Here is a 24,670-nt window from a genome sequence, read left to right as displayed (position 1 = left end):
GGAGTAAATTTGGCCATACCCCCAGCCGGGGGATTATCCGTCCTGCGCAATCACTGGGGAGAAGGCAAGCTATAGCTATACGGACCCCAACCCCAAGGAGTACGCCATGGCCCACGAGCGCGCCGGCACGCTTGCACAACCATCGGACCTCATTGACATCGCAGAATTGGTCACCGCCTACTACACCCGCACCCCGGATGCGGAGAACCCAGACCAGCAGGTCTCCTTTGGTACCTCTGGGCATCGCGGTTCCGCACTCGACTGCGCTTTCAATGAGGCGCATATCCTGGCGATCACCCAAGCCATTGTGGACTATCGCGCAGAGCAAGGTGTTACCGGGGCAATTTTTATCGGCCGCGATACCCATGCGCTATCCGAGCCCGCCATGGTCTCCGCCCTCGAGGTGCTGCTGGCCAATGAGCTGGAGGTTCGCGTCGACGATCGCGGCCGCTATACCCCGACTCCGGCGGTATCCCACGCGATTTTGACCCACCCCGGTACCGACGGCATTGTGATTACTCCTTCGCATAACCCTCCGCGCGATGGTGGTTTCAAGTACAACCCGCCAACCGGCGGCCCGGCCGATGCGCAGGCAACCGATTGGATTGCAGGGCGCGCCAACGACTACTTGCGCGCCGGGCTGGAGGGGGTCAAGCGGACCTCGGTTCACGGCGTGCTGGATGAGCGCTGCGTGAAGCACGACTACGTACAAAACTATGTTGCTGACCTAGAAAACGTGGTGGATATGCAGGCTATCAAGGATTCCGGCTTGCGTATCGGCGCCGATCCCATGGGTGGTGCCTCGGTGGACTATTGGCAGGCCATTGCGGATCACTACGGACTGAATATGACCGTGGTCAACCCTGAGGTGGACTCCACGTTCCGCTTTATGACCTTGGATACGGACGGCAAGATCCGCATGGATTGTTCTTCGCCGGATGCCATGGCCTCGCTTATCGACGCCCGCTCAAGCTTCGACCTTGCCACCGGCAATGACGCCGATGCGGATCGCCATGGCATTGTCACGCCCGATGCTGGCCTGATGAATCCCAATCATTACCTCGCCGTGGCCATCGAGTACCTCTTTAGTCACCGTCCGCAGTGGGGGAAGGCCGGTGTGGGAAAGACTTTGGTGTCCTCCTCCATGATTGACCGCGTGGTGGAAAGCCTTGACCGGGAGCTGGTGGAGGTTCCCGTCGGCTTCAAATGGTTTGTGCCGGGGCTGGTGGAAGGCACCATTGGTTTCGGTGGCGAAGAATCGGCCGGTGCTTCCTTCCTACGCTTCGATGGCTCCGTATGGTCTACCGATAAGGATGGCATCATTATGGATCTGCTTGCCGCGGAGAGCACCGCGGTAACGGGCAAGAGTCCGTCCCAGCGCTATGCAGAGCTGGCAGAAAAATTCGGTGCCCCAGCCTATGCTCGCACCGACGCCCCCGCGAACCGCGAGCAGAAGGCCATCCTCAAGAAGCTGTCTCCGGACAAGGTCACCGCTACGGAGCTGGCGGGGGAGGACATTGTGGCCAAGCTGACGGAGGCGCCCGGCAACGGTGCGGCCATTGGCGGCCTGAAGGTAGCGACGGAAAATGCCTGGTTTGCCGCCCGTCCTTCCGGTACGGAAGATAAGTACAAAATCTATGCCGAATCTTTCTTGGGTGAGGAACATCTCAAGCAGGTGCAAGCAGAAGCACAGGCAGTTGTTTCCCATGTATTAGGGGTTTAACGCTACACTCAACCTCGTGAGTAGCAAGATTAATGGGAAGCTGATGCTTGATGTCATCAGCTTCATCGCCCGCTTTGGCATGGCCTGGGTGTGGATTGAAGCCGGCGTGCACAAACTCGGCAAAACTCTAGACATGACCCAGGCCATCAAAGGCTATGACATTTTTACGCCTGATTGGGCTCTTTATCTGGCAACGGTCATTGGTCCATTAGAAGTTATCGGTGGCGTGCTCTTGCTTCTCGGGCTGTTTTTGCGGAGGTCCTCCATCGTGGCAACCATCGTGTTGCTGCTGTTTATGGTGGGCATCGCGCAGGCCTGGGCCCGCGGGCTAGATATTGACTGCGGCTGCTTTGGCTATGACGCCCAAAATCCTGACCGCGGAATGGATTATGCGAAGACGCTGTTGCGCGATGTCGCGTATCTATTCCTCACTGTTTGGACTATTAAACGCCCTTTCACCAAGTTTGCTCTTCACCCCTAATGGGAGGGCAAGGTAGGCTGTATTGGTCCGAAAATTTTCAAAGGCAAGGTTCAAATGAGCAAAGTAACTGACCCGAACGATAAGGGTGGCAACGGTTTTATCTGGGGAGTCGGTGTACTTCTCGTCATCATTGCCGTTGTTATTGGCTATATCGTGTGGAACGGTAAGCAATCTGATGATGGCGTCGAAGACGTCAATATGACTATGGAGTTCAATGATGGTGCTATCACGTTGAAGGGCGAGAGCGCTACGGACGATACCCCTAAGGTAGATCTGTACGAAGATTACTCTTGCCCGCACTGTGCTGAATTGGCTCAGGCTACCGACGGCGACATGAAGAATGCTATCGAAGAGGGCAAGCTGATCGTTCATGTGCGCACCCTCAACTTCCTGGATGGCAAGGATATTGAAGGTCAGGAGGGCTACTCCACGAAGGCGGCAGCCGCTATGTCGGAGTTGGCAAAGTCCGGCGACATCAAAACCTATTGGAATTTGCGTGACTTCCTCATGCAAAACCAGCAAAGTGTTGCTAATAAGTGGGGCATCGAAGACATTGCTAACCAAGCCAAGGAGCTTGGCGCCGAAGATGATGTTGTTGAGTCCATGAAGGACGTAGACATCAAGCAGGGCAATAAGGTGGCGAAGACCAACTACGACAAGCTGGATAAAGAAACCGGCTCTGTCTCCTCGCCGCGTATTGTTCAAAATGGCAAGGATGTTCCATCCGAAAAGGACCAAAAGGCCGGCAAGAACCTGGGCGATTGGGTAGAGATCGTCACCCAGTAGCAGGCGATTTGGAGAGTTAAATACCCTCCATGTATATTTAAGCGAGTTGCAGCCCACAAGGTTGCACCTCGTTTGAGGGGCTATGGCGCAGCTGGTAGCGCACCACACTGGCAGTGTGGGGGTCACGGGTTCGAATCCCGTTAGCTCCACAATATAAAGGAGAGGAACATTAGTTCCTCTCCTTTTTGTTTGTCTCGGGTGCCTATAGTTTTGCTAAGTCCTCATCAAGCATGCACTGGTCGATAGCAATGCCTACGGCGGCGCCGCTACCCATTGCCTGAGAGACCTGGTCCGGCGAGCTGACTACATTGCCGGCTGCCCATAGTCGCGATATTGAAGTTTGGCCACGTTCTGCACTGACCCAGCCATGGGCCGATTCGCAACCAGCGTCCCGCAATAGTGCATCGTTGGGCAGAAAATCGGGCCCAGTAAAGCATGCTTCGTAGATGTCTACTCCATCGGCGCTGTGTACCTCTACGCCGGTGGGCGATGCCTGATCCGGCTGAACTTGTGTCACTTTCGCATCGTTTATTTCTACGCCCAATCCGGCGAGCTGGGTGCGGTCAAGCCCGGTGAGCTCAAGGCCGTTGGGGTAGAAGGTCAGAGCACTCGTCCACTTAGAAAGCAGTTTGCTAATGCGGATAGTAAAAGGCGGATTCGCGCCGCCAATGAGCACAACCTTCTTCCCCTTGACCTCATGGCCGTGGCAATAAGGGCAGTGAAAGATGCGCGTTCCCCATAAATCACTAAGACCAGGGACCTCAGGGAGCTTGTCTGTGAGACCAGTAGCAACGAGGACATGGCGGGATTCTAGAAGCGTGCCATCGGTGAGACTTACTTGCCACGGGGCCTGCTCGGAAGGCCGGGAGAGGCTTTCCACCGTGGCGTGGGTAATGGCGCCGCCGAATTTATTAACCTCCGCGTGGCCGCGTTCGAGCAGCTCGGTGGGAGCCACGCCGTCTAGGCCGAGGATGCCGTGGGAATGTTCGCTGAAGCGATTGCGGGGAGTGCCGGAATCGATTAACTGAACATTCCGGTTAGCGCGGGCCAAAGTGATGGCAGCGGCGGTGCCGGCAAAACCTCCGCCGATGATGATGACGTCTGATTGCATTGCTCATCCTTTATGGGAAGTGGGTAGCATGGTTCGCAGCCGAGTATATGCAGCCAACGTCGAAGGGGCCCGCGCGTTATGACTTACGAATCCACGGGGTTCTTTGCACGCGATGCGCTCTACGGGGCGTCTCCTGCGCAGGCAGTGGGCAGGTTCTTTATTCGATACTTCAACTTCCTTGGTCGAGCGTCTGTGAGTGAGTTCTGGTGGGTATTTGGCTTTCTAGTGTTGATTTCAGTGCCAATTAGCGCCGTCGATCAGCATTATGGCGTGAATATCAAGCCTGTTGTAAAAGGATTTCTTGCTATGCCGGTCGTTTCCTTAATTTTCCGGCGGTTGCACGATTCTGGAAGAACAGGGTTCTTATGCTTGATTGGGTTTATCCCCGTGTTCGGTGAGCTAGCGCTTCTATTCATGATGTGTTTGCCCACGCGGGAGCGCGGAGCGCTTTAAAAGTTCTCTTGCCTGATTAGGCTGGGCGCCATGCAGACTTTTTCAAAGCGAGTACGCGACACAGATCAAGCTGGCGCCGAGGCGGCAGGATTGCGGTGGCTTGGAGAAGCTACCGACGCGGTGGTCAACGTAGTAAGCGCCGACGGGCTAGAGATCGTTACCGAGCGCGTGGACGAGGTCATGCCCACGCCGGAGGCGGCGAGGAAGTTTGGTGCGGAGTTGGCTCGCATGCACCGCGCAGGAGCCGAAGCGTTTGGCGCACCTCCTGCCGGATGGGAGGGAAAGAACTTCATCGGCAGCATCGAGCAAGACTGCATCCCGACGGATAACTGGGGTGACTTCTACGTCGAACAGCGCGTGCTGCCTTTTGCGGAACTGGCTGGGATTAGTTCGGCGCAGTTGGATTTGGTAAGGCGAGCTTGCGATGCCATCGCCGCGCGCAGTTGGGATGTGGCGCCGGCTCGCATCCACGGTGACCTGTGGGCGGGAAACCTGCTCTTTGGTTCCGATGGCGGCATCATGATTGACCCCGCTGCCCACGGCGGGCATCCGCATACGGATTTGGGAATGCTGGCCCTTTTCGGGGCACCATACCTAGAAGAAATTTTCCAGGGCTATGGTGCGCCGAAAGATATCGAGAAGTGGATTCCTATGCATCAGCTGCATCCACTAGCGGTGCATGCGCTCACGCACGGTGCAAGCTATAACCGGCCGCTGGAGCGTGCGGCTGCCGCAACCTTGGAGGCACTGGCCTAAAGGTTTGGCCCCTGCGGCATGATGCGTTTATGAGCGCCGCGGCGCCATAGGGTTTCGATGCGTTCGCGGGCGGCATCGGGAACCGCCTTTCCCTCCAAGTAGTCATCGATGTGGGCGTAGGTGACGCCGAGGGCTTCTTCGTCGGGAAGCTGGGGCTTATCGTCTTCCAAGTCCGCGGTGGGGACCTTCTCCCAGGTAGAGCGCGGGGCGCCGAGGTGCTCTAGAAGGGCGGCGCCCTGGCGTTTATTGAGCCCGGCCAAGGGGAGGAGGTCTGCCGCGCCATCGCCCCACTTAGTGAAGAAAGCGGTGACGTTTTCCGCCGCATGATCGGTGCCGATGACGAGGGCGCCGACCTCACCGGCGATGGCGTACTGGGCGGTCATGCGCAGGCGGGCCTTAGTATTGCCGCGGTTGAAATCGGTGACGTCGGCAAGCTGCACAGCATCCGCCACCTGCTCGTCGAGGGCGAGGGTGGCCGGCTTGATATTGACGGTGGGGCGGTGATCGGGCTGGATGAAATCCAGGGCAATCTGGGCATCGTCCTCATCGGCCTGCACACCGTGAGGCAGACGCACGGCCCAAAACTCTGCGCCGTCGACGCGGTCCACCGCCAGTTGCGCGAGCTTTCCTGCCAAGGTGGAATCCTGGCCGCCCGAAATCCCCAGCACGTAGCCTTTAGCGCAGGTGGTGCGCAGGTAGTCAACCAAGAAATCCACGCGGCGCTGGACTTCCGCTTCTGGATCGATAAAGGGGCGTACACCCAGGGCTTTTATGATGGTTTGCTGCAGGTTTTCGGCATCGTTCGACATGACGTTCATGGTAGCCGCCTGACACAATATTGTGCTGTGAATAAGGATGTTTATGTCAAGGTAGTAGCTGGCATAGCGGCCCTCGGCGGGCTGCTTTTTGGATACGACACCGGAGTGATGTCCGGTGCCTTGCTTTTTATTAGCCCCGCATTCGACATGAGCGCCCACCAAGAGGGGTGGGTGACCTCGATGCTGCTTGTGGGGGCGGCTGTTGGTGCGCTGACAGCCGGGCGCATCGCCGATAGGTTTGGCCGCCGCTTCACACTGATTGCGGGTGGCATCATTTTCGTGTTGGGCTCCATCTGGTGCGCCCTGTCCGGATCGGTGGGCATGCTGGCTACGGCACGCACGTTCTTGGGCTTTGCTGTAGGTGCGGTATCCATCGTTTCGCCCATGTACATCGCGGAGATCGTGCCTGCCAAGGTGCGCGGGCGCATGGTCTCTCTCAATACCCTGGCGATTGTGGTGGGCCAGTTGATGGCCTACCTGGTCAACTCCGCGCTGGCCTCTACTGGCAGTTGGGAGTGGATGCTGGGCTTGGCCGCCGTGCCAGGACTAGCGTTGGCGCTCGGAATGGTGTTTCTGCCAGAGACGCCGGTATGGCTAGCGACGAACGGCAAGATGGCTCGTGCCCAAGAAATTGCCGGGCGCGCTGGAATGGATATCTCGGAGCTGACGTCGCAGGAGACCGCACGCAAGTCCAGCGGGTCTGAGTGGAAGGCGCTTACCGCCAACCGGTGGATGCAGATTACGGTGCTGCTGGCCATGCTGATGGGGCTAACGCAGCAAATTACCGGTGTGAACGCCATCGTGTACTTCGCGCCGACCATGATGAATCAGGTGGGGATTTCTACGGCCAATTCGGTCTACACCTCCATCGTTATCGGCACGGTATCCGTGCTCGCCTGCTGGGTTGGCCTAAAGGTAGTAGACCGCATTGGGCGCAAGCGCCTATTGCTCATCGGCCTGACCGGCAACGTGGTCTCGCTATTCATTCTTTCCTTCGCCTATTCCCACGCCCAGGATTCCACCGCTATGGCCATGGTCTCGTTGGTATTTATGGCGCTGTTTATTGCTTTCCAACAGGCGGCGGTCTCACCCACGACGTGGCTGCTTATCTCCGAGCTAGTACCGCTGCAGGTACGTGGTCTAGGCATGGGCATTGCGGGGCTATCGTTGTGGGCCACCAACTGGGCCGTGGCGCAGTACTTCTTGCCGCTAGTGGAGTGGCTGACTGGCCCGGTGGCGTTTATGGTCTTTGGAGTCTTTGGTCTCATCGCCATTGCCTATACCCGCATTTTGGTTCCAGAGACAATGGGACGTAGCCTGGATGAGGTAGGCGAGGAGATGAAGTCGCGCTACGAGCGCGAGTCCGCAGTCGTCAAGCCTTAGTGTTTTGGTATTGACGGCCGTGTGAGGTAAAATTTTTCCTCGTGTCATGGCTGGGGATTCCCAGTCCGTGCTTTACTTATTCAACCGCATGTAGATTGCGCATAACGAAAGGAGCGCCCGATGAAGGTCCGTAAGTCCCTTCGGTCGCTGAAGAAGAAGCCGGGCGCCCAGGTTATTCGCCGCCACGGTAAGGTCTTCGTGATCAACAAGAAGGATCCCCGTTTCAAGGCTCGTCAGGGCTAATTGATTCGCGATTCCATCCGCTCCCTCCGGCTATCCGGAGTGGGGCGGATTTTTTATGGGTGAATTATGGCACAAGGGATAATTTTCTCCAGGGCCACGGGGAATAAAGAGACATGTATGAATATAATCAAATCGCCGTTATGTGTCGTGAGAAAGAAGAATAATGTCCCGGCGAATTGTTGCTGTGCTTGCTGCTGCAGCCCTTGGGCTATCCGCCCCTATTGCTAATGCCTCTCAGTCGGAGTGGGAATCCTCTGTTCCAGAGTCCTTTGGGATCAATGACCCTTCCTGTGTGCCTTCTGGCCAGATTGTTGAGCCGGTGGTGCTACTGCATGGCACCTATAACAACGCGGGTGTGTGGAAAAGCTTGATTCCGATGTTGAAGGATCAGGGTGCGTGCGTATGGGCCTTTGATTATGGAGCGGATGATGTTTCTTTGCAGAATGCCTCTCCCTCAACGAAGGCCATTTCAGATTTGGATGATGCGGCCGAGGAAATAGCGCGGCACGTGGACTATGTCCGAGCGGTAACCGGCGCAGAGAAAGTGGACTTGGTAGGCCATTCCCAGGGCGGTACCCATATTAAGACCTATACCCAAATGTACGGCGGGGCTGAGCACGTCGCTCGGGCTGTGGCTCTAGGCGGCAACTTCCACGGCACCACGCTGGGTGGGCAGGGCGAAGGTCTGGCCAAATTCATCGCCTTCGCACCCCGCCTCGCCGCCTTCTTGGCCAGCACGGCCGGCATCCAACAGGTGGTGGGTTCGGAATTTATGCAAAGGCTCAATGCGCTGCCGGACACCGCGCCGGGCGTGCTCTACACCTCCATCTACTCGCCGGCGGATACGACGGTAACCCCGAATAGCTCCTCGCAGCTGGTAGCTGTCGACGGCGCCGATGTGGTGAACCTCGACCTTGGTGAGGTCTGCGGCGTGGCTCCTCGGCACGATAAGCTGCTGACTGACCGCACGGCGCTGAGCCAGGTCATTTTTGGCCTGAAGCGCGCCCCAGGGGAGGGGCCGCGGCCGTCGACCTGTGTCTCCGGGGAGTCATCGACGGTCGGTTCCTGAAGCGAAGCGCCACACCGGAAATGTGAACTTTGACACACAAAACGGTGAATTCCAGGTAAACCCGCAGGAATCTCATTGATGTAGTTTCATGGCTGTCCTTGGGTGTGGTCAACATGTGGGGCCTGGGGGTGTGTCATCCTGGGAATACCATGCTTGTAACTACTACATATTGTGTTGGTTGCGGGTCTTTCCCCCAAAGTATAGTGTCGTTGATGTTGTTCAGAGCGGCGCAGGAAGCGCCCGAATAGGCGGGAAACGCTCCCCGTTCTGACGAGTTTTCAATGCAGGAGCTTTAAGGATCTATATGTCTATCACCGTTTACACCAAGCCAGCGTGCGTCCAGTGCAACGCCACCAGGAAGGCCCTCGATCGTGCCGGCCTCGAGTATGACCTAGTTGATATCTCGGCCGATGACGAGGCTCGCGACTACGTAATGGCATTGGGTTACGTTCAGGCCCCAGTAGTTGAGGCCAACGGTGAGCACTGGTCTGGTTTCCGCCCAGACCGTATCAAGGGCTTGGCTTCCCTAGCGGCATCCGCCTAAGGGGTAGGGGAGGCCAGTAGCGATGTTGGTCGTGTATTTTTCCTCCGCAACGGAAAATACGCACCGGTTCGTGCAGAAACTGGGCTTTCCCAGCGCACGCATTCCGCTGCGCCGCACGGAGGAGCCCCTCAAGGTCAACGAACCTTATGTCTTGGTGTGTCCCACCTATGGCGGGGGCGCGTCCATTAGCCATCAAAATTCCCGTCCCGTGCCCTCACAGGTAATTAAGTTCCTTAATGATGAGCACAACCGCAGTTTCATTCGCGCGGTAATCGCGGGTGGAAATAGCAATTTCGGTGCCGACTTTGGCAAGGCTGGTGACGTCATCAGTGCCAAATGTAAAGTGCCCTATGTATATCGTTTCGAGTTGCTGGGAAACGATGACGATATAAAAATTTGTCGTGAAGGCTTAATGGCTAACGCCGCCGAGCTTGGGCTCGAGGCCGCGGCCTAGCACCCACCACGACTTAAATAAAGATCCTGATTTTTAAGAAAGGCCTTGTCAGCTGTGAGTACGCAATTGGGGAAGACCGTCGCCGAGCCAGTAAAGCCGGAAGAGCAGTTGGACTACCACGCTCTCAACGCGATGCTGAATCTCTACGATGCAAACGGCAAGATTCAGTTTGATAAAGACCGCGAGGCCGCAAACCAATTCTTCCTGCAGCACGTTAATCAAAACACGGTCTACTTCCATGATCTGGAAGAAAAGATCGATTACCTGATTAATAACAAGTACTACGACCCACGAGTCATCGAGCAGTATGACTTCTCCTTTATTAAGGAGCTTTTTAAGCGCGCTTATTCCTATAAGTTCCGCTTCAAGTCCTTCCTAGGCGCGTATAAGTACTACACCAGCTACACGCTGAAGACCTTTGATGGTCGTCGCTACCTCGAGCGCTTTGAGGATCGCGTCTCCATGACCGCCCTATTCTTGGCAGACGGTGATACTGGCTTGGCAGAGCGCCTTGTGGACGAGATTATGAACGGTCGTTTCCAGCCGGCCACCCCAACTTTCCTCAATGCCGGTAAGGCCCAGCGTGGCGAGCTCGTGTCCTGCTTCCTGCTGCGCATCGAGGACAATATGGAGTCCATTGGACGCTCCATCAACTCCGCGCTGCAGCTTTCCAAGCGCGGCGGCGGCGTGGCCCTGCTGCTGTCTAATATTCGTGAATCCGGCGCGCCCATTAAGCACATTGAGAACCAGTCTTCCGGTGTTATCCCGGTAATGAAACTGCTGGAGGATTCCTTCTCTTATGCCAACCAGCTTGGTGCCCGCCAGGGCGCTGGTGCGGTCTATCTCAATGCGCACCACCCAGACATCATGGACTTCCTGGATACCAAGCGTGAGAATGCGGACGAGAAAATCCGCATTAAGACCCTCTCGCTGGGCATCGTCGTGCCGGATATCACCTTCGAGCTGGCCAAACGCAATGACGATATGTACCTCTTCTCGCCGTATGACGTAGAGCGCGTCTATGGCAAGGCCTTCGGTGACATCTCCGTTACTGAGCACTATGAGGAGATGGTAGAAGACCCACGCATCCGTAAGAAGAAGATCAACGCCCGTCACTTCTTCCAGACCGTGGCAGAGCTGCAATTCGAGTCCGGCTACCCGTACATCATGTTCGAGGACACCGTGAACCGCGCCAACCCGGTAAAGACGTCGTGGATCAACATGTCCAACCTGTGCTCGGAGATCCTGCAGGTTAACTCCGCTTCCGAATTCAATGCGGATCTGACCTACCAGGAGCTGGGCAGCGATATCTCTTGTAACCTGGGCTCGCTGAATATCGCGATGACCATGGATTCGCCGGACTTCGCCACTACGGTGGAGACTGCCATCCGTGGCCTGACCGCTGTGGCGGATAAGACGTCCATCGATTCCGTGCCGTCTGTGCGCCGCGGAAACGACGAGTCCCATGCCATCGGCTTGGGCCAGATGAACCTCCACGGTTACTTGGGTCGCGAGCACATCGAGTATGGCTCGGAAGAAGGCTTGGATTTCACTAATGCCTACTTCGCGGCCGTGCTGTATGCGGCGCTGCGTGCCTCTAATAAGATTGCCCGCGAGCGCGGTGAGTACTTTAAGGAGTTCCCGCAGTCCGAGTACGCCTCCGGCGAATTCTTCGACCGCTACGATCCGGAAGAGTTCAAGCCGCAGACAAAGAAGGTCCAGGAGCTTTTCGAGTCCTCTTCGATCCACACCCCGTCCGCCCAGGACTGGGAGGAGTTGAAGCAGGACGTGGCCAAGTACGGACTATATAACCGCAACCTGCAGGCAGTGCCGCCAACGGGTTCGATTTCCTATATCAACAACTCCACCTCGTCCATCCACCCGATTGCCTCCAAGATTGAGATCCGCAAGGAAGGCAAGATTGGTCGCGTCTACTACCCGGCGCCGCACATGGATAATGACAACTTGGAGTATTTCAAGGACTCTTATGAGATCGGCTTCGAGAAGATCGTCGATACCTATGCCGTAGCCACCAAGTATGTAGACCAAGGTCTATCGCTCACCCTCTTCTTCAAGGACACCGCAACCACCCGCGATGTCAACCGTGCGCAGATTTATGCGTGGCGCAAGGGGATTAAGACCTTGTATTACATCCGCCTGCGCCAGATGGCGCTGGAGGGCACCGAGGTCGAGGGCTGCGTATCCTGCATGCTCTAAACCGCAGCTAGGGCGCCTCGATGCACGTCGTGGGGAAGGACGTGCATCGAGGCGTTTAACCGTTTTCTGCCCTGGTGCGGTCGAGGATGGTGCGGGAGGTGCTTTCGGCGGCGTCGGCAAGCCCAGCATCAATGGCGCGGGCCAGCTCCATGTGCAGTTGTGTGGTCCCGCCTATGGGATCGCGCTTGCGGGAACCAAAGACGGACTTGCCCTTGAGCATCGCTACTAGCGAAGGGGCGAGCGCGGCCAGCATCTCATTGCCGGAGGCCCGCAAGATCAGGGTGTGAAAGCGCAAATCGGTTTCCAGTTCCTCACCCACGCGCGGGGAAGGAGTGGATTCTAGCTCGGCTAAACGCGCGGCGAGGCGAAGGAGCTCCGCCCGCTGCTGGGCGCTGGCATTGCCGGCTGCGAGTCGGGCCGCCACCGGTTCAATTCCCAGCCGCAACTCGTTGAGGCGTGCCACTTGCTGCCCGCGGGTTTTGTCATCATTTAACCGCCAGCCGATGATCGCCGGGTCATATACCGCCCAACTATCCATCGGCAGCACCGTGATTCCCACGCGACGCCCAGAGCGGACCATGCCGAGGTGTTCGAGCGTGCGCATGGCCTCACGGGCCACTGTGCGGGAGATGCCAAAGCGCTTTTCGACGTCCCCCAGACGGAACCGCTCGCCCTCGGCGATGTCTCCGCTTACGATCTCGGCGCCGAGCCTATCCACCACGGAACCCAGCAGGGGAGGGGTGGCACTCATGCGGAAATCCTTTCTTTGCATGCTCCGAAGTAACTGGAATCAGTATAGGTAAGTGGTATCCAGCACAATGGCTTAGAGGGCGGGCGAATTGGGTATGCTGGAGACCTGAATTTGTCCGTTTTTAGTATTGGAGTGACGCCGCGTGTCGCACGAGTACGATGACTACGTTTCTAGTCATGAAAAGCCAGTTAAGGCCATTAACTGGAATAGCATCCCGGATGAAAAGGACCTCGAGGTATGGGAGCGCCTCACCGGTAATTTCTGGCTGCCAGAAAAGGTCCCAGTCTCCAATGATCTTCCTAGCTGGAAGACACTGACGGAGAAGGAAAAGGAAACCACCATGCGGGTCTTCACCGGCCTGACGCTGCTGGATACCATCCAAGGCACCGTCGGTGCGATTTCCCTCCTCCCGGATTCTCAGACTCTGCATGAGGAAGCGGTGTACACCAATATCGCCTTCATGGAGTCTGTGCACGCCAAGTCCTATTCCAATATCTTTATGACCCTGGCGTCCACACCCATGATCAACGATGCCTTCCGCTGGTCCGAAGAAAACGAGAACCTGCAGAAGAAGGCCAAGATCATCTTGTCCTATTACAAGGGCGAGGATCCGCTGAAGAAGAAGGTGGCCTCCACTTTGCTGGAGTCCTTCTTGTTCTACTCCGGTTTCTACCTGCCGATGTACTTCTCTTCCCGCGCGAAGCTCACCAATACCGCCGATATCATTCGCCTGATTATCCGCGATGAGGCCGTGCACGGCTACTACATTGGCTACAAGTTCCAGCAGGCCTATAAGCAGCTGGATGAGGAGCGCCAGGCGGAGCTGAAGGAATACACCTTCGACTTGGTCTACGACCTGTATGACAATGAGATCGACTACACCGAGGATCTCTACGATGACTTGGGCTGGACCGAGGACGTTAAGCGCTTCCTGCGCTATAACGCCAATAAGGCGCTGAATAATTTGGGCTTCGAGGGACTCTTCCCAGCCGATGAGACTCGCGTTTCCCCGGCTATTTTGTCTTCGCTTTCGCCGAATGCTGACGAGAACCACGACTTCTTCTCTGGCTCTGGTTCCTCCTATGTCATTGGCAAGGCTGAGGACACCACGGATGATGACTGGGACTTCTAAGCATTCCCGCTGATCAGCGTGGTCTAGCGGCACACCTTCTGCTCTAAATCAATCGAAAGGTTGATAACGAGCGGGGGTGTGTTTTCGCGTTTTGAGGGTGCACAATTCAGTCCATCTGTGACATATAGCACGGTAATTGGGGGCCGAAAATCCGTGCCGGAATTGGCGGCCGCGCCACGTGCAGGGCCTATGTGAAAGATGTGGTTAGTGTCGAGGCGTGGTCGTGCGGCTCATCATTGGGGGAAGCTGGAAAGAACAGGGGAAAATGGCCTAATATAATGCGAGTAAACCTAGGTGTAGGTGGGCCCTGCCCACAGGCACTTTGTTAATCAGGAGGATTTTATGACCGCTGTGGCGCCACGGGTCGACGATTACGTCGCCCCTACACGTCCAGAGCCAACCGGTAATGCGAAGACCGGTTCAAAGGCTTGGGTATTTCTAACCACCACCGACCACAAGCAGCTGGGCATCATGTACTTGATCATGTCCTTCAGCTTCTTCTTCCTCGGTGGCTTTATGGCACTGTTGATCCGTGCGGAGCTGTTCACCCCGGGTCTTCAGTTCTTGTCCAATGAGCAGTTCAACCAGCTGTTTACCATGCACGGCACCGTGATGCTGCTGCTGTTTGCAACACCAGTTGTGTGGGGCTTTGGTAACTACATCCTGCCGCTGCAGATCGGCGCGCCGGACGTGGCCTTCCCCCGACTGAACGCTTTCGGCTTCTGGGTTACCCTGCTGGGCGGCACCGTGATGCTGCTGGGCTTCGTCACCCCAGGTGGTGCAGCTGACTTCGGCTGGACCATGTACATGCCACTGGCTGATGGCGTCCACACCCCGGGCATCGGCGCGGATATGTGGATCGTCGGCGTGGGCGCTACCGGTGTCGGTACCATTGCCTCCGCTATCAACATGATTACGACCATTCTGACCCTGCGCGCACCGGGCATGACCATGTTCCGCCTGCCGGTATTCAGCTGGGCCGTATTCACCGCATCCGCCATCGTGCTGATGATCTTCCCGCTGCTGACCGCTGCCGCATTGGGCGTCCTGTATGACCGCAAGCTGGGCGGCCACATCTACGATTCCGCTAATGGTGGCGGCATCCTGTGGCAGCACCTGTTCTGGTTCTTCGGCCACCCTGAGGTTTATGTCCTCGCGCTGCCGTTCTTCGGCGTTGTTTCTGAGGTTGTTCCGGTCTTCTCCCGCAAGCCGGTCTTCGGCTACATCGGCTTGGTCTTCGCACTGCTGGCCATCGGCGCCCTGTCCATGGCTGTGTGGGCTCACCACATGTTCGTTACCGGCGCTATCCTGCTGCCGTTCTTCTCCTTCATGACGTTCCTTATTGCGGTGCCTACCGGCGTTAAGTTCTTCAACTGGGTCGGCACCATGTGGAAGGGCCACATCACCTGGGATACCCCGATGATCTTCGCTATGGGCTTCATGGCAACCTTCCTCTTCGGCGGCATGACCGGCGTTATGCTGGCATCCCCGGCATTGGACTTCCACTTGGCTGAGTCCTACTTCTTGATTGCTCACTTCCACTACACCCTGTTCGGTACCGTTGTGTTCTCCGCCTTCGCGGGTCTGTACTTCTGGTTCCCGAAGATGACCGGCCGTATGCTGGATGAGCGTTTGGGTAAGATTCACTTCTGGCTGACCTTCATCGGCTTCCACGGCACCTTCTTGGTTCAGCACTGGGTAGGCAACATGGGTATGCCGCGTCGTTACGCTGACTACTTGGAGTCTGATGGCTTCACGGTCTTCAACCAGATTTCCACCATCTTCTCCTTCGTCCTCGGCGCCTCCGTCATCCCGCTGATTTGGAACGTATTCAAGTCCTGGCGCTACGGCGAGATTGTCACCGTGGATGACCCATGGGGCTACGGCAACTCCCTCGAGTGGGCAACCTCCTGCCCACCGCCGCGCCACAACTTCGTGTCCCTGCCGCGTATCCGCTCCGAGCGTCCGGCCTTCGAGCTGCACTACCCGCATATGGTTCAGCGCATGCGCGAGGAAGCACACGTGGGTAGCCACTAAAGCGAAGTAACTCGCACAAACTCCTGACTTAAGCCGCCTCCCAGCCCTTAATGGGCAATGGGAGGCGGCTTTGGCGTATCTTCTGTACCCCCACGTGCGATAATGGGCGGCGTGAGTACTCAAGCTGATACCAATGCAGTCATCACCACCAGCGGGCCGGATAAGACCGGGGTCTCGGCGGCCTTTTTCCGCGTTCTGGCGGCCCATAACGCCACGCTTGTCGACGTCGAACAAGCCATCTTTTCCGGCCGCATTACCCTCGCTGCCCATACCCGCATTCCTGGGGCGCGCGCCGAGCAAATTGCACAGGGGCTGCGCAATACCTTGAGCATTTACGGTCAGCAGGTATCCGTAGACCTGCGGGAGGAAAAATCCACCGCTCGAGCCCGCTCGAGCTATGTGGTGGTCCTCATGGGCACGCAGGTTACCGCCCATCACATGGAGGAAGTTGCCCGCGTACTGGCCAACTTCGATGCCAATATCGATCGCATCCGCGGGCTTTCGACCTCTCCGTTGACCGGGCTGGAGCTTTTCCTATCTCTCGATGGTTCCGCCGCACCTGTGCGCCAAGCATTAGCGGAGCTGGCGCAGCAGATCGGCATCGATATCGCCATTGAGCCCGCGGGCCTGGGTCGGCGTTCCAAGCGTTTGGTGTGCTTCGACTGCGATAGCACCCTCATTCAAGGCGAGGTCATCGAGATGCTGGCCGCCCATGCGGGAAAGGAGAACGAGGTTGCCGCAGTAACAGCCCGGGCCATGCGCGGGGAGCTGGACTTTGAGGCTTCCCTGCGTGAGCGCGTCGCCGTGCTGGAAGGGCTGGATGCCGCCATTATCGATGAGGTGGCCCGCGATATTCAATTGACTCCAGGCGCCCGGGAAACCATCGCCACGTTGAATCGCATTGGCTACCGCACTGCGGTGGTCTCCGGCGGGTTCATCCAAGTTTTAGAAGGCCTAGCTGCGGAGATGGAATTGGACTATGTGCGCGCCAATACCTTGGAGATCGCAGATGGGAAGCTCACCGGCCGGGTGACCGGCACGGTGGTTGACCGCAAAGCGAAGGAGGAATTCCTCCGGGAGTTCGCTGCGGATTCCGGGGTGAGTATGCAGCAGACGGTGGCCGTGGGCGATGGCGCCAATGACATCGATATGATTTCTGCTGCTGGGCTGGGGATTGCCTTCAATGCTAAACCAGCCCTGCAGGAAGTGGCAGATACCTCTGTGAACCACCGGCGGTTGGATGAGGTCCTGCAAATTTTGGGTATTCCGGCCGAGGAGGTTGTTGATGAATAAATTCGACAGAGCGCATCAGCGTTTGGTGGAAGCCTGTGATTCACGCTCCTGGCGCGATGATCCCGAGAACCCAGATGATCCGGCCACGATTCAAGCTATGCAGATTGCGCTTAATCTGCCGAAGCAGGAGCCGCCGACACGTACGGCGGTGCTAGAAGCGGCCGCGCGCGCTGTGGTGGCGGTGTGCCTCGACGAGCGCGCGGGCGAGGACGGCGCCTTCGCGCAGGCGCTGGGGCAGTGGTATGGCCACCGCATCCGCAAGATCGCCCGCCGCGCGCGCAATAAAGCGTGGCGCGATGTACAAAGCCTGCCCGGCGTGACCGTAGCGGACCGCGCCCGCGCTTTTGCGCCCTCGGCCGTAGCAGAGGTGGATCCTCTCATTGCCAAGCTGCAGATCGGCCACACCGACCTTGCCTATGACGAACCCGGAGCCCCGCTTAGCGATGCCCCCGTTATCTACGTCGACCGCAGCCTCGACATGTCTGCGGGCAAAGTCGCGGCACAGGTAGGCCACGGCTCGATGATGCTGGCCGCTGCGATGTCGGTGGATGAAGCACGCGACTGGGCAGAAACTGACTTTCGGCTTTCGGTGCGCGAGGTTTCCGCGACGGATTTTCGCACCGCCTGCGCACAGGACGGCGCCGTGGTCATCGTTGACGCCGGCTTTACGGAAATCGCGCCAGACTCGGCTACCGTGTGCGCCCTGCGGCGACCAATCGCTTAAGCGCACCTCGGACCGTGCTCGCGTCAGTGGTCTGCCAAAAGCGCGGCATGGAGGCCTTGAGGAAGCTGCCGTAGCGCTTATACTCCAGGCGGTTATCAAGCACGGCGACCACGCCGCGATCGGTCACGTGGCGCAGCAGACGGCCGGCTCCCTGCGCCATCAGCAAGGCGGCGTGATTGGCGGAGACCTCCATGAACCCGGAGCGGCCGGCGGCATCGGCTGCTTGGGCGCGCGCCTGCATGAGGGGATCGTCTGGGCGAGGGAATGGAATGCGGTCGATGATGACCAGCGAGCACGCCGGCCCTGGCACGTCCACGCCCTGCCATAGGGTAAGCGTTCCGAAGAGGCAGGAGTTTTCCTTCTGCGAGAATTTCTCTACTAGCGCACCGATGGAATCTTCGCCCTGCACGAAGAGGTCAAACGGGATACGGGGTTTGAGCGCGGCGGCTGCTTCTTCCGCGGCCCGGCGAGAGGAAAACAATCCGAGAGTGCGCCCGCCGGCGGCCATGATGAGCTCATAGATCTCCTCGATCGATTCTTTAGACAGCCCATCGCGGCCCGGAGCGGGCAGATGCTTGGCGGTGTATAAAATGCCGGATTTGGCTGGGTCGAAGGGCGTGCCTGCGTCCAAGGTGTCATAGGTGCCGCTCGGCATGCCCCACTGTGCGGCCATAGCATCAAAGCGGCCGCCGAGGGCGAGAGTGGCCGAGGTAAGCACAACAGTTTGTTCCCCAAAGAGGTTCTCGCGCAGCATGTGGGCGATGGACAGGGGTGCCACGGCGAGGGTTTCGGCGTCGCTGCGCGGATCGCGTTCGAGCCAGACTACGTCGTCCTGCTTGGCTGGGTCATCGGTGGCGAAGACCTCCAGCATGCGTGATACGGCTTGCGCGAGGTCGGCGAGGTGGTTGCTTAAGTTCTGGCGCTCGGCGTTCTTTTCTGGGTCATCGGTGGCCTCGCCTTCGGGTGCGCGAGAAATGAGGGACTTAACGCGCAGGAACTCTTCGGCGAGCGCGCGCAGGTGGCCCTGCGAAGTTTCATCCAAGTCGGTCCACCGTCCGGGCTCCTGGATTTTCATCAGGTCATCGAATTCCTCGGCCAGATCCGAAAGATTGCCGGCATTGCCTAAGGACTTCGCGCGGTTGGCGGCCATCTTGATGGCGCGGGTAGTAATCTCCGCGGTGGACACGGAGGTGATCCGGCCGTCGAGCTCGTGGGCCTCATCGATAATGGCCACGTCGTGTTCGGGCAAAATATTTGCCTCAGAGATAGCGTCGATGGCCAGCATGGCGTGGTTGGTGACCACGATATCGACGTCGGCAGCCGCCCTGCGAGCTTCTTCCGCAAAACAGTCTGGCCCGTGCGGGCAACGCGAAGCCCCCAAGCACTCGTTGGACGTTACCGACACCGCCCGCCACACTAGGTCCGGTACACCTGGCTCGAGGTCATCGCGGTCACCGGTTTCGGTTTCTTGCGCCCATTCGTGGATGCGGCGCACGGCCTTGCCGCGGCGGGAGATCTCGGATTCGTCGATAAGAGCTTCCGGGTCATCCGGGGTCGCCGCAATCTTATTCATGCACAGGTAGTTATTGCGGCCCTTCATGATGGCGAAAGTAGGAGTGCGCTCCATAACGGGGGCAAGGGCCTTCGTGAGCCGGGGCAGATCGCGCTCCACCAGCTGGCGCTGCAATGCCAGGGTAGCGGTGGAGACGATGACGGTGGACCCTGAGTTCATTGCATGCCGGATAGCTGGGACTAGGTAGGCTAGCGACTTACCGGTGCCGGTACCGGCCTGCACTGCTAGGTGGCGCTCCTTGTCGAGCGCGGCCGCGACGGCTGTGGCCATGCGCACCTGGCCTTCGCGCTGGCTACCACCCAACGCAGCAACGGCCTTGTCTAGCAGCGTTTCCGTGTCAAGGTTTAGGGGTTCATCGGCGTGCTCACTCACCCCACACAGTCTAGCGGCCTACTTTTTAAAGCCCACCATCCGTGTAGGCACGGCCGCTTCATCGCGGGAGAGCGCTAGGCCTTCCCACGGCAGGGTCTTGCGGGCCTGATCCAAATATTCGCGGGAGGTATGCAGATCCGGCAGGTCGTCAACGATGTGTCCATCGCGCATGAGCGGAATGGTCATCTCGCGGGTATCGAGCTGGCCGGTATCTGGCGCGGGCGCGTCAAAGGGATAGACGATCTCTTCCACCGCCACGCCCGAGGAACGGTAGGTGCGCAGAGCACGCTTGGCGCCACCTACGGATTGCTTGGAAGTAGAGCGCTTCGCCACTGGGATGCCGTCTACTTCTACGACCTTGTAGACCATGCCGGCGGTGGGCGCGCCAGCCCCGGTTGCCACAGACGTACCGACGCCGTAGACGTCTACCGGATCACCGCGCAGGCCGGCGATAGCGAACTCATCAAGGTCAGAAGACACCACGATATTGGTGTTGTGGTTGCCTAAATCATCGAGCTGTTTGCGCACGCGGCGGGTGACTGCACCCAGATCGCCGGAATCGATGCGCACGCCGCCCAGTTTCGGGCCGCCTACTTTCACTGCGGTTTCTACGCCCTTAGTGATGTCATAGGTATCGACCAGCAGCGTGGTGTCCACACCCAAGGTATCGATCTGGGAACGGAAGGCGGCCTCTTCGTTCGGAGTGCCATCCGGGTTTGTGTGCGCCAAAGTCCAGGAGTGGGCCGCGGTGCCGGAGACAGGGATGCCGTAGCGGTAGCCCGCCTCCAAATTGGAGGTGGCTTCGAAGCCAGCCAGGTAGGCCGCGCGGGCGGAGGTTACCGCCGCATACTCGTGGGTGCGGCGCGAACCCATCTCGATAATCGGGCGGCCATCGGCCGCCGTGACCATGCGGGAGGCGGCCGAGGCCACCGCGGAATCGGCATTCATGATGGACAAAATAACGGTCTCCAAAATGAGGCACTCTCCAAAGGTGCCGCGCACCGTCAAGATGGGGGAGTTGGGGAAATAGAGTTCACCCTCGCGGTAGCCGTCAATCTGCCCAGAAAAGCGGTAGTGACGCAGGTATTCCTTGGTTTTCTCATCCAGGAAGTCCATCTCTGCCAATTGATTGGCTGAAAAGCGGAAATCCTCCACCGCCCGCAGGACCCGCTCGGTGCCGGCAACCACGCCGTAGCGGCGCTCATTGGGCAGACGGCGGCCGAATACCTCGCAGGTGACCTGGCGGTTTGCCGAGCCGTCTCGCAGCGCGGCCTGGAGCATAGTGAGCTCGTATTTATCCGTCAGTAAAGCGGTGGAGCGATCATTAGGAATAGCTTTGTCATTCACGTGAGTGATAATACCCACTGACTAGGTGTTTTTCAGAGGTTTAGATTCTTTGGACCTAGATTGTCCGCAGCCAGATCGGGCTGGCCCACAATAAATCCCCAAAAGTGGTTAGGCTAGAAAGCATGAAGGCGCAATTTCCCGTAGTCCGCATGAGCTCTCCTATGGCTACGCCCGAATTGGACGAAGAAATCGACGTAGATGTGGCCACGAGCGAGAACCTCCCGTGGATGTGCATCGTGTGGGATGACCCAGTCAACCTCATGAGCTACGTGTCCTATGTATTCCAAACGGTTTTGGGATACGACAAGAAGCGGGCCAATGAACTCATGATGCAGGTCCATACTGAGGGCAAGGCCGCCGTCTCCAGCGGCGAGCGAGACAAGATTGAAGCGGACGTGAAAAAGCTCCAGATCGCTGGTCTGTGGGCGACGATGCAGCAGGCAGGTTAACTAGATGCAACCGTGGAAGAAAAAGAAGTCCCTTATGCGCGCGCCAAAAATTACGGCTGTCTTCGAGCCGATGGAGCGCGAGGTTTTGGGAGATCTCACCGCTACCGTCTCTGAGGCGATCATCGAGCGTGCGCAGTCTGCACCTAAGGATGAGCTAGCAGAGATGCTGGATATGCCTACTGGGCATACGGAAGCCCCAGAAGATCCTTCACTGGCCCGCCTCTTTCCAGACTTTGAAATGCCCGGCGATGAGGAATACGAAGGCGATGCTTCTTTGCTGCGTTCGCTGCACGAAAATGACATTGCGCGCGCCAAATTGGAAAACCTCCAGGTGATCGGCACGGCTCTCGGCCCCACCGGTGGGGTAGAGGTCAGCATTAATGAGCAGGAGGCCCACGCCTTCGTTGCCGGCCTAAACGATCTGCGCCTCTACGTTGCGGCGGGCGATGTTTCTGATGACAACCTGATGTTGGACCGCGATAGCCTGGTGGAATGGCTTGCCTTTTGCCAGGATTCGCTACTTCAGGTGCTGATGGATTAATGCTGGGCGGCATTAGCATCGGGCATTTTAGCGGCACCGATACCGGCGTCACGGTGCTCTATTGCGGGCCGGGCGGCGCGCTCGGCAGCGTCGACGTGCGCGGTGGCGGACCAGGCACCCGGGAAACGGATCTCTTGCAGCCACATAATACCGTCGAGCGGGTTCACGCAGTGGTGTTGTCGGGCGGCTCCGCCTTTGGCTTGGCAGCCGCGGACGGCGTGATGAATGAGCTGGCAGAGCAGGGGATTGGCTTCCCGGTCTTTGGCGAGGAAAAACCCGGTCCGCGTGTGCCCATCGTTCCCGGTGCCGTCATTTTTGACCTCTTGGTCGGGCCTTCCCGACCCGGGCCGGAAGAGGGCGCGGCCGCGCTCCGAGCCGCGCTGGCGGGCAATGATGAAACCATGGGCACGGTGGGAGCCGGCGTGGGTGCTACCGCCGGCAAGCTGCGGGGTGGCTTCGGCCTAGCTACGCGCCGGGTAGGAAATTACGAGGTTAGCGCCGCGATGGTCGCCAACCCTGTGGGTGAGGTCATCGATCCGCAGTCCGGCCGGCTCTACGGTGCGCCAGGGAGCACCGCGGTCAATGCTGCTGCCTACCGCGCCTTGCCACATCCAGCGGAGTCCAAGCTCAATACCACCATCGGTGCCGTGCTCACCGACGCCCCCATTAACACTGCCCAAGCCCAGCGCTTGGCCATGACTGCCCACGATGGCATCGCCCGCGCGGTGCGTCCTGCGCATTCACCGCTAGATGGTGACACCATCTTTGCCTTATCCACCGCGCAGCGCCCGGCCGAACTCAGCACGCAGATAATGACCCAGATTTGCGCCGCTGCCGCCGATGCCGTGGAGGAAGCGATTGTCAACGCGGTTACCGCCGCCGAGCCTGGCTTGGGCTTGAGCGTGTACCGCGATCTGCTGGACTAAGATAAGGCGCATTATGACTTCAGGTGGAACATTTAACTACCGGCCGGCGCCCGCGGGCCAGGTCAATCGTGGCGATTCCAAAAACTACACTCGCAGCGGGCGCATCACCACCGGATTTTCTATAGCTTTTGGCTTCCTCGTGGTGGAGTGGGCGGTCCACATTATTAACGCGTTCCTTTTTGGCGGCCAGCTATCCAATTACGGCATTCGCCCGCTGGACTTCAACGGCATCTGGGGCATTTTTACCGCCCCACTGCTGCATGCAAACTTTGAGCACCTCATGTCCAATTCGGTGCCCGGCGCCATTTTCTGCTTCCTTATCGGCCTGTCCGGCCGCAAGGCTTGGTGGGAAGTTACCCTGATTACCACTCTGGTCGCAGGCCTTGGCACGTGGTTCATTGGTGGCCCCGGTACCTCCCACATCGGGGCGTCCAGTTTGGTCTATGGCTGGCTGGCATATCTGATTGTGCGCGGTATCTTCAATCGATCGCTCATCCAGACCATTTTGGGCATTGTTCTCGGCTTTGCCTATTCCGGCTTGGTGTGGGGCGTGCTGCCCGTCTACGAGGGAGTGAGCTGGCAAGGCCACCTTTTCGGCGCCATCGGCGGCATTCTAGCCGGCATGACCATTACCTCGGACGATCCGGTTAAGGCAGTGAAGCGCTAATGCCTACCGCAACCTCTCCAATTGGCATCTTTGATTCCGGCGTGGGCGGGCTCACCGTGGCACGCGCAGTGATGGAACAGCTGCCGCAGGAATCTGTCATCTATACCGGCGATACTGCCCATAGCCCCTACGGACCGCGGCCTATCTCAGAAGTCCGCGCTTTTTCTCAGGACGTGGCGGATCGGCTGGTGGAACGTGGCTGCAAGATGCTGGTCATAGCCTGCAATACGGCCACCGCTGCCTTCTTGCATGATGCACGCGAGCGCTACGATATCCCCATTGTGGAGGTCATCCGCCCCGCGGTGCGCCGTGCCATGTCCACCACGCGCAACGGAAAAATCGGCGTCATCGGCACCGAGGGCACCATCAAATCCGGCGCCTATCAGGACCTTTTTGCGCTCAACCCGAAGGTGCAGGCATTTGCTACCGCCTGCCCGGATTTTGTTCCCTTTGTCGAGCGCGGTATTACCGCCGGCCGCCAGATCCTCGGCGTCGCTGAGGGCTACTTGGCCCCGCTCCAAGCACAAGGAGTAGACACGCTGGTCTTGGGCTGTACGCATTATCCGCTGTTGACCGGCATCATCCAGCTAGCTATGGGCGATAATGTCTCGCTGGTGACATCTTCGGAGGAAACCACCAAGGACGTTATGCGGATTCTCACGGAAACCGATATGTTGGCCCCTGCGGATACTCAGCCGGTCCACACCTTTGAATCGACCGGTGACCCGGAAGCCTTTGCCCGCCTTGCCACGCGCTTTCTCGGCCCGCGGATTGCATAAGTAGGTGCAAATTTCTCCCCCGTTTGCACGTTGAGTACGCA

Annotated in this window: 25 protein-coding genes and 1 tRNA gene; 21 read left to right on the top strand and 5 right to left on the bottom strand. The window is 58.3% G+C overall.

Annotated elements, in window-relative coordinates; genetic code table 11:
* Nucleotides 1-106: 106 nt before the first annotated feature.
* From pgm to RAE07_RS09565, 4 genes are all read left to right on the top strand, one after another.
* Entirely contained in the window at nt 107-1,723 is a 1,617-nt protein-coding gene (gene pgm / locus RAE07_RS09580) for a phosphoglucomutase (alpha-D-glucose-1,6-bisphosphate-dependent) (protein ID WP_317001763.1), read from the top strand.
* Nucleotides 1,724-1,766: 43 nt separating this feature from the next.
* On the top strand, nt 1,767-2,204 hold the full coding sequence (locus RAE07_RS09575) for a MauE/DoxX family redox-associated membrane protein (protein ID WP_259825392.1): 438 nt from the start codon (nt 1,767-1,769) through the stop codon (nt 2,202-2,204).
* A 54-nt stretch (nt 2,205-2,258) separates the two neighbouring features.
* The gene (locus RAE07_RS09570) at nt 2,259-2,990 is read left to right on the top strand and encodes a DsbA family protein (protein WP_259825313.1); all 732 of its coding nucleotides are present in this window, start codon (nt 2,259-2,261) and stop codon (nt 2,988-2,990) included.
* 76 nt (nt 2,991-3,066) lie between these two features.
* Nucleotides 3,067-3,139, top strand: a tRNA-Ala gene (locus tag RAE07_RS09565).
* Nucleotides 3,140-3,192: 53 nt separating this feature from the next.
* On the opposite strand, the gene RAE07_RS09560 is transcribed toward RAE07_RS09565, so the two are convergent.
* Nucleotides 3,193-4,101 (bottom strand): NAD(P)/FAD-dependent oxidoreductase, encoded by a 909-nt coding sequence (locus RAE07_RS09560; RefSeq protein WP_259825314.1) that lies wholly within the window; start codon nt 4,099-4,101, stop codon nt 3,193-3,195.
* A gap of 78 nt (nt 4,102-4,179) precedes the next feature.
* Here RAE07_RS09560 and RAE07_RS09555 point away from each other — a divergent pair, with 78 nt between their 5' ends.
* Nucleotides 4,180-4,554, top strand: coding sequence for a DUF805 domain-containing protein (locus RAE07_RS09555; protein ID WP_259825315.1), 375 nt, complete (start codon nt 4,180-4,182; stop codon nt 4,552-4,554).
* A 30-nt stretch (nt 4,555-4,584) separates the two neighbouring features.
* A complete protein-coding gene (locus tag RAE07_RS09550) occupies nt 4,585-5,310 on the top strand; it encodes a fructosamine kinase family protein (protein WP_259825317.1) in 726 nt (241 codons plus the stop codon).
* Here RAE07_RS09550 and nadE read toward each other — a convergent pair.
* Nucleotides 5,307-6,128, bottom strand: coding sequence for an NAD(+) synthase (gene nadE, locus RAE07_RS09545; protein WP_248099393.1), 822 nt, complete (start codon nt 6,126-6,128; stop codon nt 5,307-5,309). The two genes, RAE07_RS09550 and nadE, sit on opposite strands and share 4 nt — an antisense overlap.
* A 27-nt stretch (nt 6,129-6,155) precedes the next feature.
* Here nadE and RAE07_RS09540 point away from each other — a divergent pair, with 27 nt between their 5' ends.
* From RAE07_RS09540 to nrdE, 6 genes are all read left to right on the top strand, one after another.
* Nucleotides 6,156-7,511: a sugar porter family MFS transporter gene (locus RAE07_RS09540; protein ID WP_259825320.1), complete on the top strand. Its 1,356-nt coding sequence runs from the start codon at nt 6,156-6,158 to the stop codon at nt 7,509-7,511.
* 120 nt (nt 7,512-7,631) lie between these two features.
* Nucleotides 7,632-7,754, top strand: a complete 123-nt coding sequence (gene ykgO, locus RAE07_RS09535; protein WP_003847162.1) for a type B 50S ribosomal protein L36 — start codon at nt 7,632-7,634, stop codon at nt 7,752-7,754.
* A 163-nt stretch (nt 7,755-7,917) separates the two neighbouring features.
* Nucleotides 7,918-8,823: an esterase/lipase family protein gene (locus tag RAE07_RS09530; protein WP_248099397.1), complete on the top strand. Its 906-nt coding sequence runs from the start codon at nt 7,918-7,920 to the stop codon at nt 8,821-8,823.
* 304 nt (nt 8,824-9,127) lie between these two features.
* Nucleotides 9,128-9,367 (top strand): glutaredoxin-like protein NrdH, encoded by a 240-nt coding sequence (nrdH, locus tag RAE07_RS09525; protein ID WP_248099399.1) that lies wholly within the window; start codon nt 9,128-9,130, stop codon nt 9,365-9,367.
* 22 nt (nt 9,368-9,389) lie between these two features.
* Nucleotides 9,390-9,821 (top strand): class Ib ribonucleoside-diphosphate reductase assembly flavoprotein NrdI, encoded by a 432-nt coding sequence (gene nrdI, locus RAE07_RS09520; RefSeq protein ID WP_023020851.1) that lies wholly within the window; start codon nt 9,390-9,392, stop codon nt 9,819-9,821.
* 54 nt (nt 9,822-9,875) lie between these two features.
* The gene (nrdE, locus tag RAE07_RS09515) at nt 9,876-12,038 is read left to right on the top strand and encodes a class 1b ribonucleoside-diphosphate reductase subunit alpha (RefSeq protein WP_259825326.1); all 2,163 of its coding nucleotides are present in this window, start codon (nt 9,876-9,878) and stop codon (nt 12,036-12,038) included.
* Nucleotides 12,039-12,093: 55 nt separating this feature from the next.
* Here nrdE and RAE07_RS09510 read toward each other — a convergent pair whose 3' ends face one another.
* On the bottom strand, nt 12,094-12,789 hold the full coding sequence (locus RAE07_RS09510; protein ID WP_317001762.1) for a FadR/GntR family transcriptional regulator: 696 nt from the start codon (nt 12,787-12,789) through the stop codon (nt 12,094-12,096).
* Between the two features lie 142 nt (nt 12,790-12,931).
* Between RAE07_RS09510 and nrdF the strand changes: the two genes are divergently transcribed.
* From nrdF to RAE07_RS09490, 4 genes are all read left to right on the top strand, one after another.
* Nucleotides 12,932-13,921 (top strand): class 1b ribonucleoside-diphosphate reductase subunit beta, encoded by a 990-nt coding sequence (gene nrdF / locus RAE07_RS09505; RefSeq protein WP_023020854.1) that lies wholly within the window; start codon nt 12,932-12,934, stop codon nt 13,919-13,921.
* A 342-nt stretch (nt 13,922-14,263) separates the two neighbouring features.
* Nucleotides 14,264-15,958 carry an aa3-type cytochrome oxidase subunit I gene (ctaD, locus tag RAE07_RS09500; RefSeq protein ID WP_023020855.1) on the top strand — a complete coding sequence of 565 codons (1,695 nt, stop codon included), beginning with the start codon at nt 14,264-14,266 and terminating at the stop codon, nt 15,956-15,958.
* Between the two features lie 102 nt (nt 15,959-16,060).
* On the top strand, nt 16,061-17,251 hold the full coding sequence (serB, locus tag RAE07_RS09495) for a phosphoserine phosphatase SerB (RefSeq protein WP_317001767.1): 1,191 nt from the start codon (nt 16,061-16,063) through the stop codon (nt 17,249-17,251).
* Nucleotides 17,244-17,975, top strand: a complete 732-nt coding sequence (locus RAE07_RS09490) for an aminoacyl-tRNA hydrolase (RefSeq protein WP_239204917.1) — start codon at nt 17,244-17,246, stop codon at nt 17,973-17,975. Before serB ends, RAE07_RS09490 begins: the two co-directional genes overlap by 8 nt.
* Here RAE07_RS09490 and RAE07_RS09485 read toward each other — a convergent pair.
* Both RAE07_RS09485 and RAE07_RS09480 read right to left on the bottom strand, forming a co-directional pair.
* Nucleotides 17,941-19,920, bottom strand: a complete 1,980-nt coding sequence (locus RAE07_RS09485; protein ID WP_259825329.1) for an ATP-dependent DNA helicase — start codon at nt 19,918-19,920, stop codon at nt 17,941-17,943. The two genes, RAE07_RS09490 and RAE07_RS09485, sit on opposite strands and share 35 nt — an antisense overlap.
* 18 nt (nt 19,921-19,938) lie before the next feature.
* Nucleotides 19,939-21,267, bottom strand: coding sequence for a nicotinate phosphoribosyltransferase (locus RAE07_RS09480; RefSeq protein ID WP_317001761.1), 1,329 nt, complete (start codon nt 21,265-21,267; stop codon nt 19,939-19,941).
* Between the two features lie 122 nt (nt 21,268-21,389).
* Between RAE07_RS09480 and clpS the strand changes: the two genes are divergently transcribed.
* From clpS to murI, 5 genes are read left to right on the top strand one after another with little or no spacing between them, the layout of a single operon-like run.
* Nucleotides 21,390-21,716 carry an ATP-dependent Clp protease adapter ClpS gene (gene clpS, locus RAE07_RS09475; protein ID WP_023020860.1) on the top strand — a complete coding sequence of 109 codons (327 nt, stop codon included), beginning with the start codon at nt 21,390-21,392 and terminating at the stop codon, nt 21,714-21,716.
* A 4-nt stretch (nt 21,717-21,720) separates the two neighbouring features.
* Nucleotides 21,721-22,257, top strand: coding sequence for a DUF2017 domain-containing protein (locus RAE07_RS09470; protein ID WP_023020861.1), 537 nt, complete (start codon nt 21,721-21,723; stop codon nt 22,255-22,257).
* Nucleotides 22,257-23,183, top strand: a complete 927-nt coding sequence (locus RAE07_RS09465; protein WP_239204921.1) for a P1 family peptidase — start codon at nt 22,257-22,259, stop codon at nt 23,181-23,183. Before RAE07_RS09470 ends, RAE07_RS09465 begins: the two co-directional genes overlap by 1 nt.
* Nucleotides 23,184-23,196: 13 nt before the next feature.
* Nucleotides 23,197-23,850 (top strand): rhomboid family intramembrane serine protease, encoded by a 654-nt coding sequence (locus RAE07_RS09460; RefSeq protein ID WP_023020863.1) that lies wholly within the window; start codon nt 23,197-23,199, stop codon nt 23,848-23,850.
* Complete coding sequence (gene murI / locus RAE07_RS09455) at nt 23,850-24,629, top strand: glutamate racemase (protein WP_023020864.1); 780 nt, start codon at nt 23,850-23,852, stop codon at nt 24,627-24,629. Before RAE07_RS09460 ends, murI begins: the two co-directional genes overlap by 1 nt.
* The last annotated feature ends 41 nt before the right edge of the window (nt 24,630-24,670 follow it).

It is taken from the genome of Corynebacterium nasorum, assembly GCF_032821635.1.
Lineage (GTDB): Bacteria > Actinomycetota > Actinomycetes > Mycobacteriales > Mycobacteriaceae > Corynebacterium > Corynebacterium kefirresidentii.
Note: the sequence above shows the minus strand (reverse complement) of the source record. Positions and strands in the feature narration are given on the sequence as shown.

Excerpts from the sequence above, each read along its gene's own strand:
- pgm (WP_317001763.1), top strand. The coding sequence starts at position 107 with ATGGCCCACGAGCGCGCCGGCACGCTTGCACAACCATCGGACCTCATT.
- RAE07_RS09575 (WP_259825392.1), top strand. The coding sequence starts at position 1,767 with ATGCTTGATGTCATCAGCTTCATCGCCCGCTTTGGCATGGCCTGGGTG.
- RAE07_RS09570 (WP_259825313.1), top strand. The coding sequence starts at position 2,259 with ATGAGCAAAGTAACTGACCCGAACGATAAGGGTGGCAACGGTTTTATC.
- RAE07_RS09560 (WP_259825314.1), bottom strand. The coding sequence starts at position 4,101 with ATGCAATCAGACGTCATCATCATCGGCGGAGGTTTTGCCGGCACCGCC.
- RAE07_RS09555 (WP_259825315.1), top strand. The coding sequence starts at position 4,180 with ATGACTTACGAATCCACGGGGTTCTTTGCACGCGATGCGCTCTACGGG.
- RAE07_RS09550 (WP_259825317.1), top strand. The coding sequence starts at position 4,585 with ATGCAGACTTTTTCAAAGCGAGTACGCGACACAGATCAAGCTGGCGCC.
- nadE (WP_248099393.1), bottom strand. The coding sequence starts at position 6,128 with ATGAACGTCATGTCGAACGATGCCGAAAACCTGCAGCAAACCATCATA.
- ykgO (WP_003847162.1), top strand. The coding sequence starts at position 7,632 with ATGAAGGTCCGTAAGTCCCTTCGGTCGCTGAAGAAGAAGCCGGGCGCC.
- RAE07_RS09530 (WP_248099397.1), top strand. The coding sequence starts at position 7,918 with ATGTCCCGGCGAATTGTTGCTGTGCTTGCTGCTGCAGCCCTTGGGCTA.
- nrdH (WP_248099399.1), top strand. The coding sequence starts at position 9,128 with ATGTCTATCACCGTTTACACCAAGCCAGCGTGCGTCCAGTGCAACGCC.
- nrdI (WP_023020851.1), top strand. The coding sequence starts at position 9,390 with ATGTTGGTCGTGTATTTTTCCTCCGCAACGGAAAATACGCACCGGTTC.
- RAE07_RS09510 (WP_317001762.1), bottom strand. The coding sequence starts at position 12,789 with ATGAGTGCCACCCCTCCCCTGCTGGGTTCCGTGGTGGATAGGCTCGGC.
- ctaD (WP_023020855.1), top strand. The coding sequence starts at position 14,264 with ATGACCGCTGTGGCGCCACGGGTCGACGATTACGTCGCCCCTACACGT.
- serB (WP_317001767.1), top strand. The coding sequence starts at position 16,061 with ATGGGCGGCGTGAGTACTCAAGCTGATACCAATGCAGTCATCACCACC.
- RAE07_RS09490 (WP_239204917.1), top strand. The coding sequence starts at position 17,244 with ATGAATAAATTCGACAGAGCGCATCAGCGTTTGGTGGAAGCCTGTGAT.
- clpS (WP_023020860.1), top strand. The coding sequence starts at position 21,390 with ATGAAGGCGCAATTTCCCGTAGTCCGCATGAGCTCTCCTATGGCTACG.
- RAE07_RS09470 (WP_023020861.1), top strand. The coding sequence starts at position 21,721 with ATGCAACCGTGGAAGAAAAAGAAGTCCCTTATGCGCGCGCCAAAAATT.
- RAE07_RS09465 (WP_239204921.1), top strand. The coding sequence starts at position 22,257 with ATGCTGGGCGGCATTAGCATCGGGCATTTTAGCGGCACCGATACCGGC.
- RAE07_RS09460 (WP_023020863.1), top strand. The coding sequence starts at position 23,197 with ATGACTTCAGGTGGAACATTTAACTACCGGCCGGCGCCCGCGGGCCAG.
- murI (WP_023020864.1), top strand. The coding sequence starts at position 23,850 with ATGCCTACCGCAACCTCTCCAATTGGCATCTTTGATTCCGGCGTGGGC.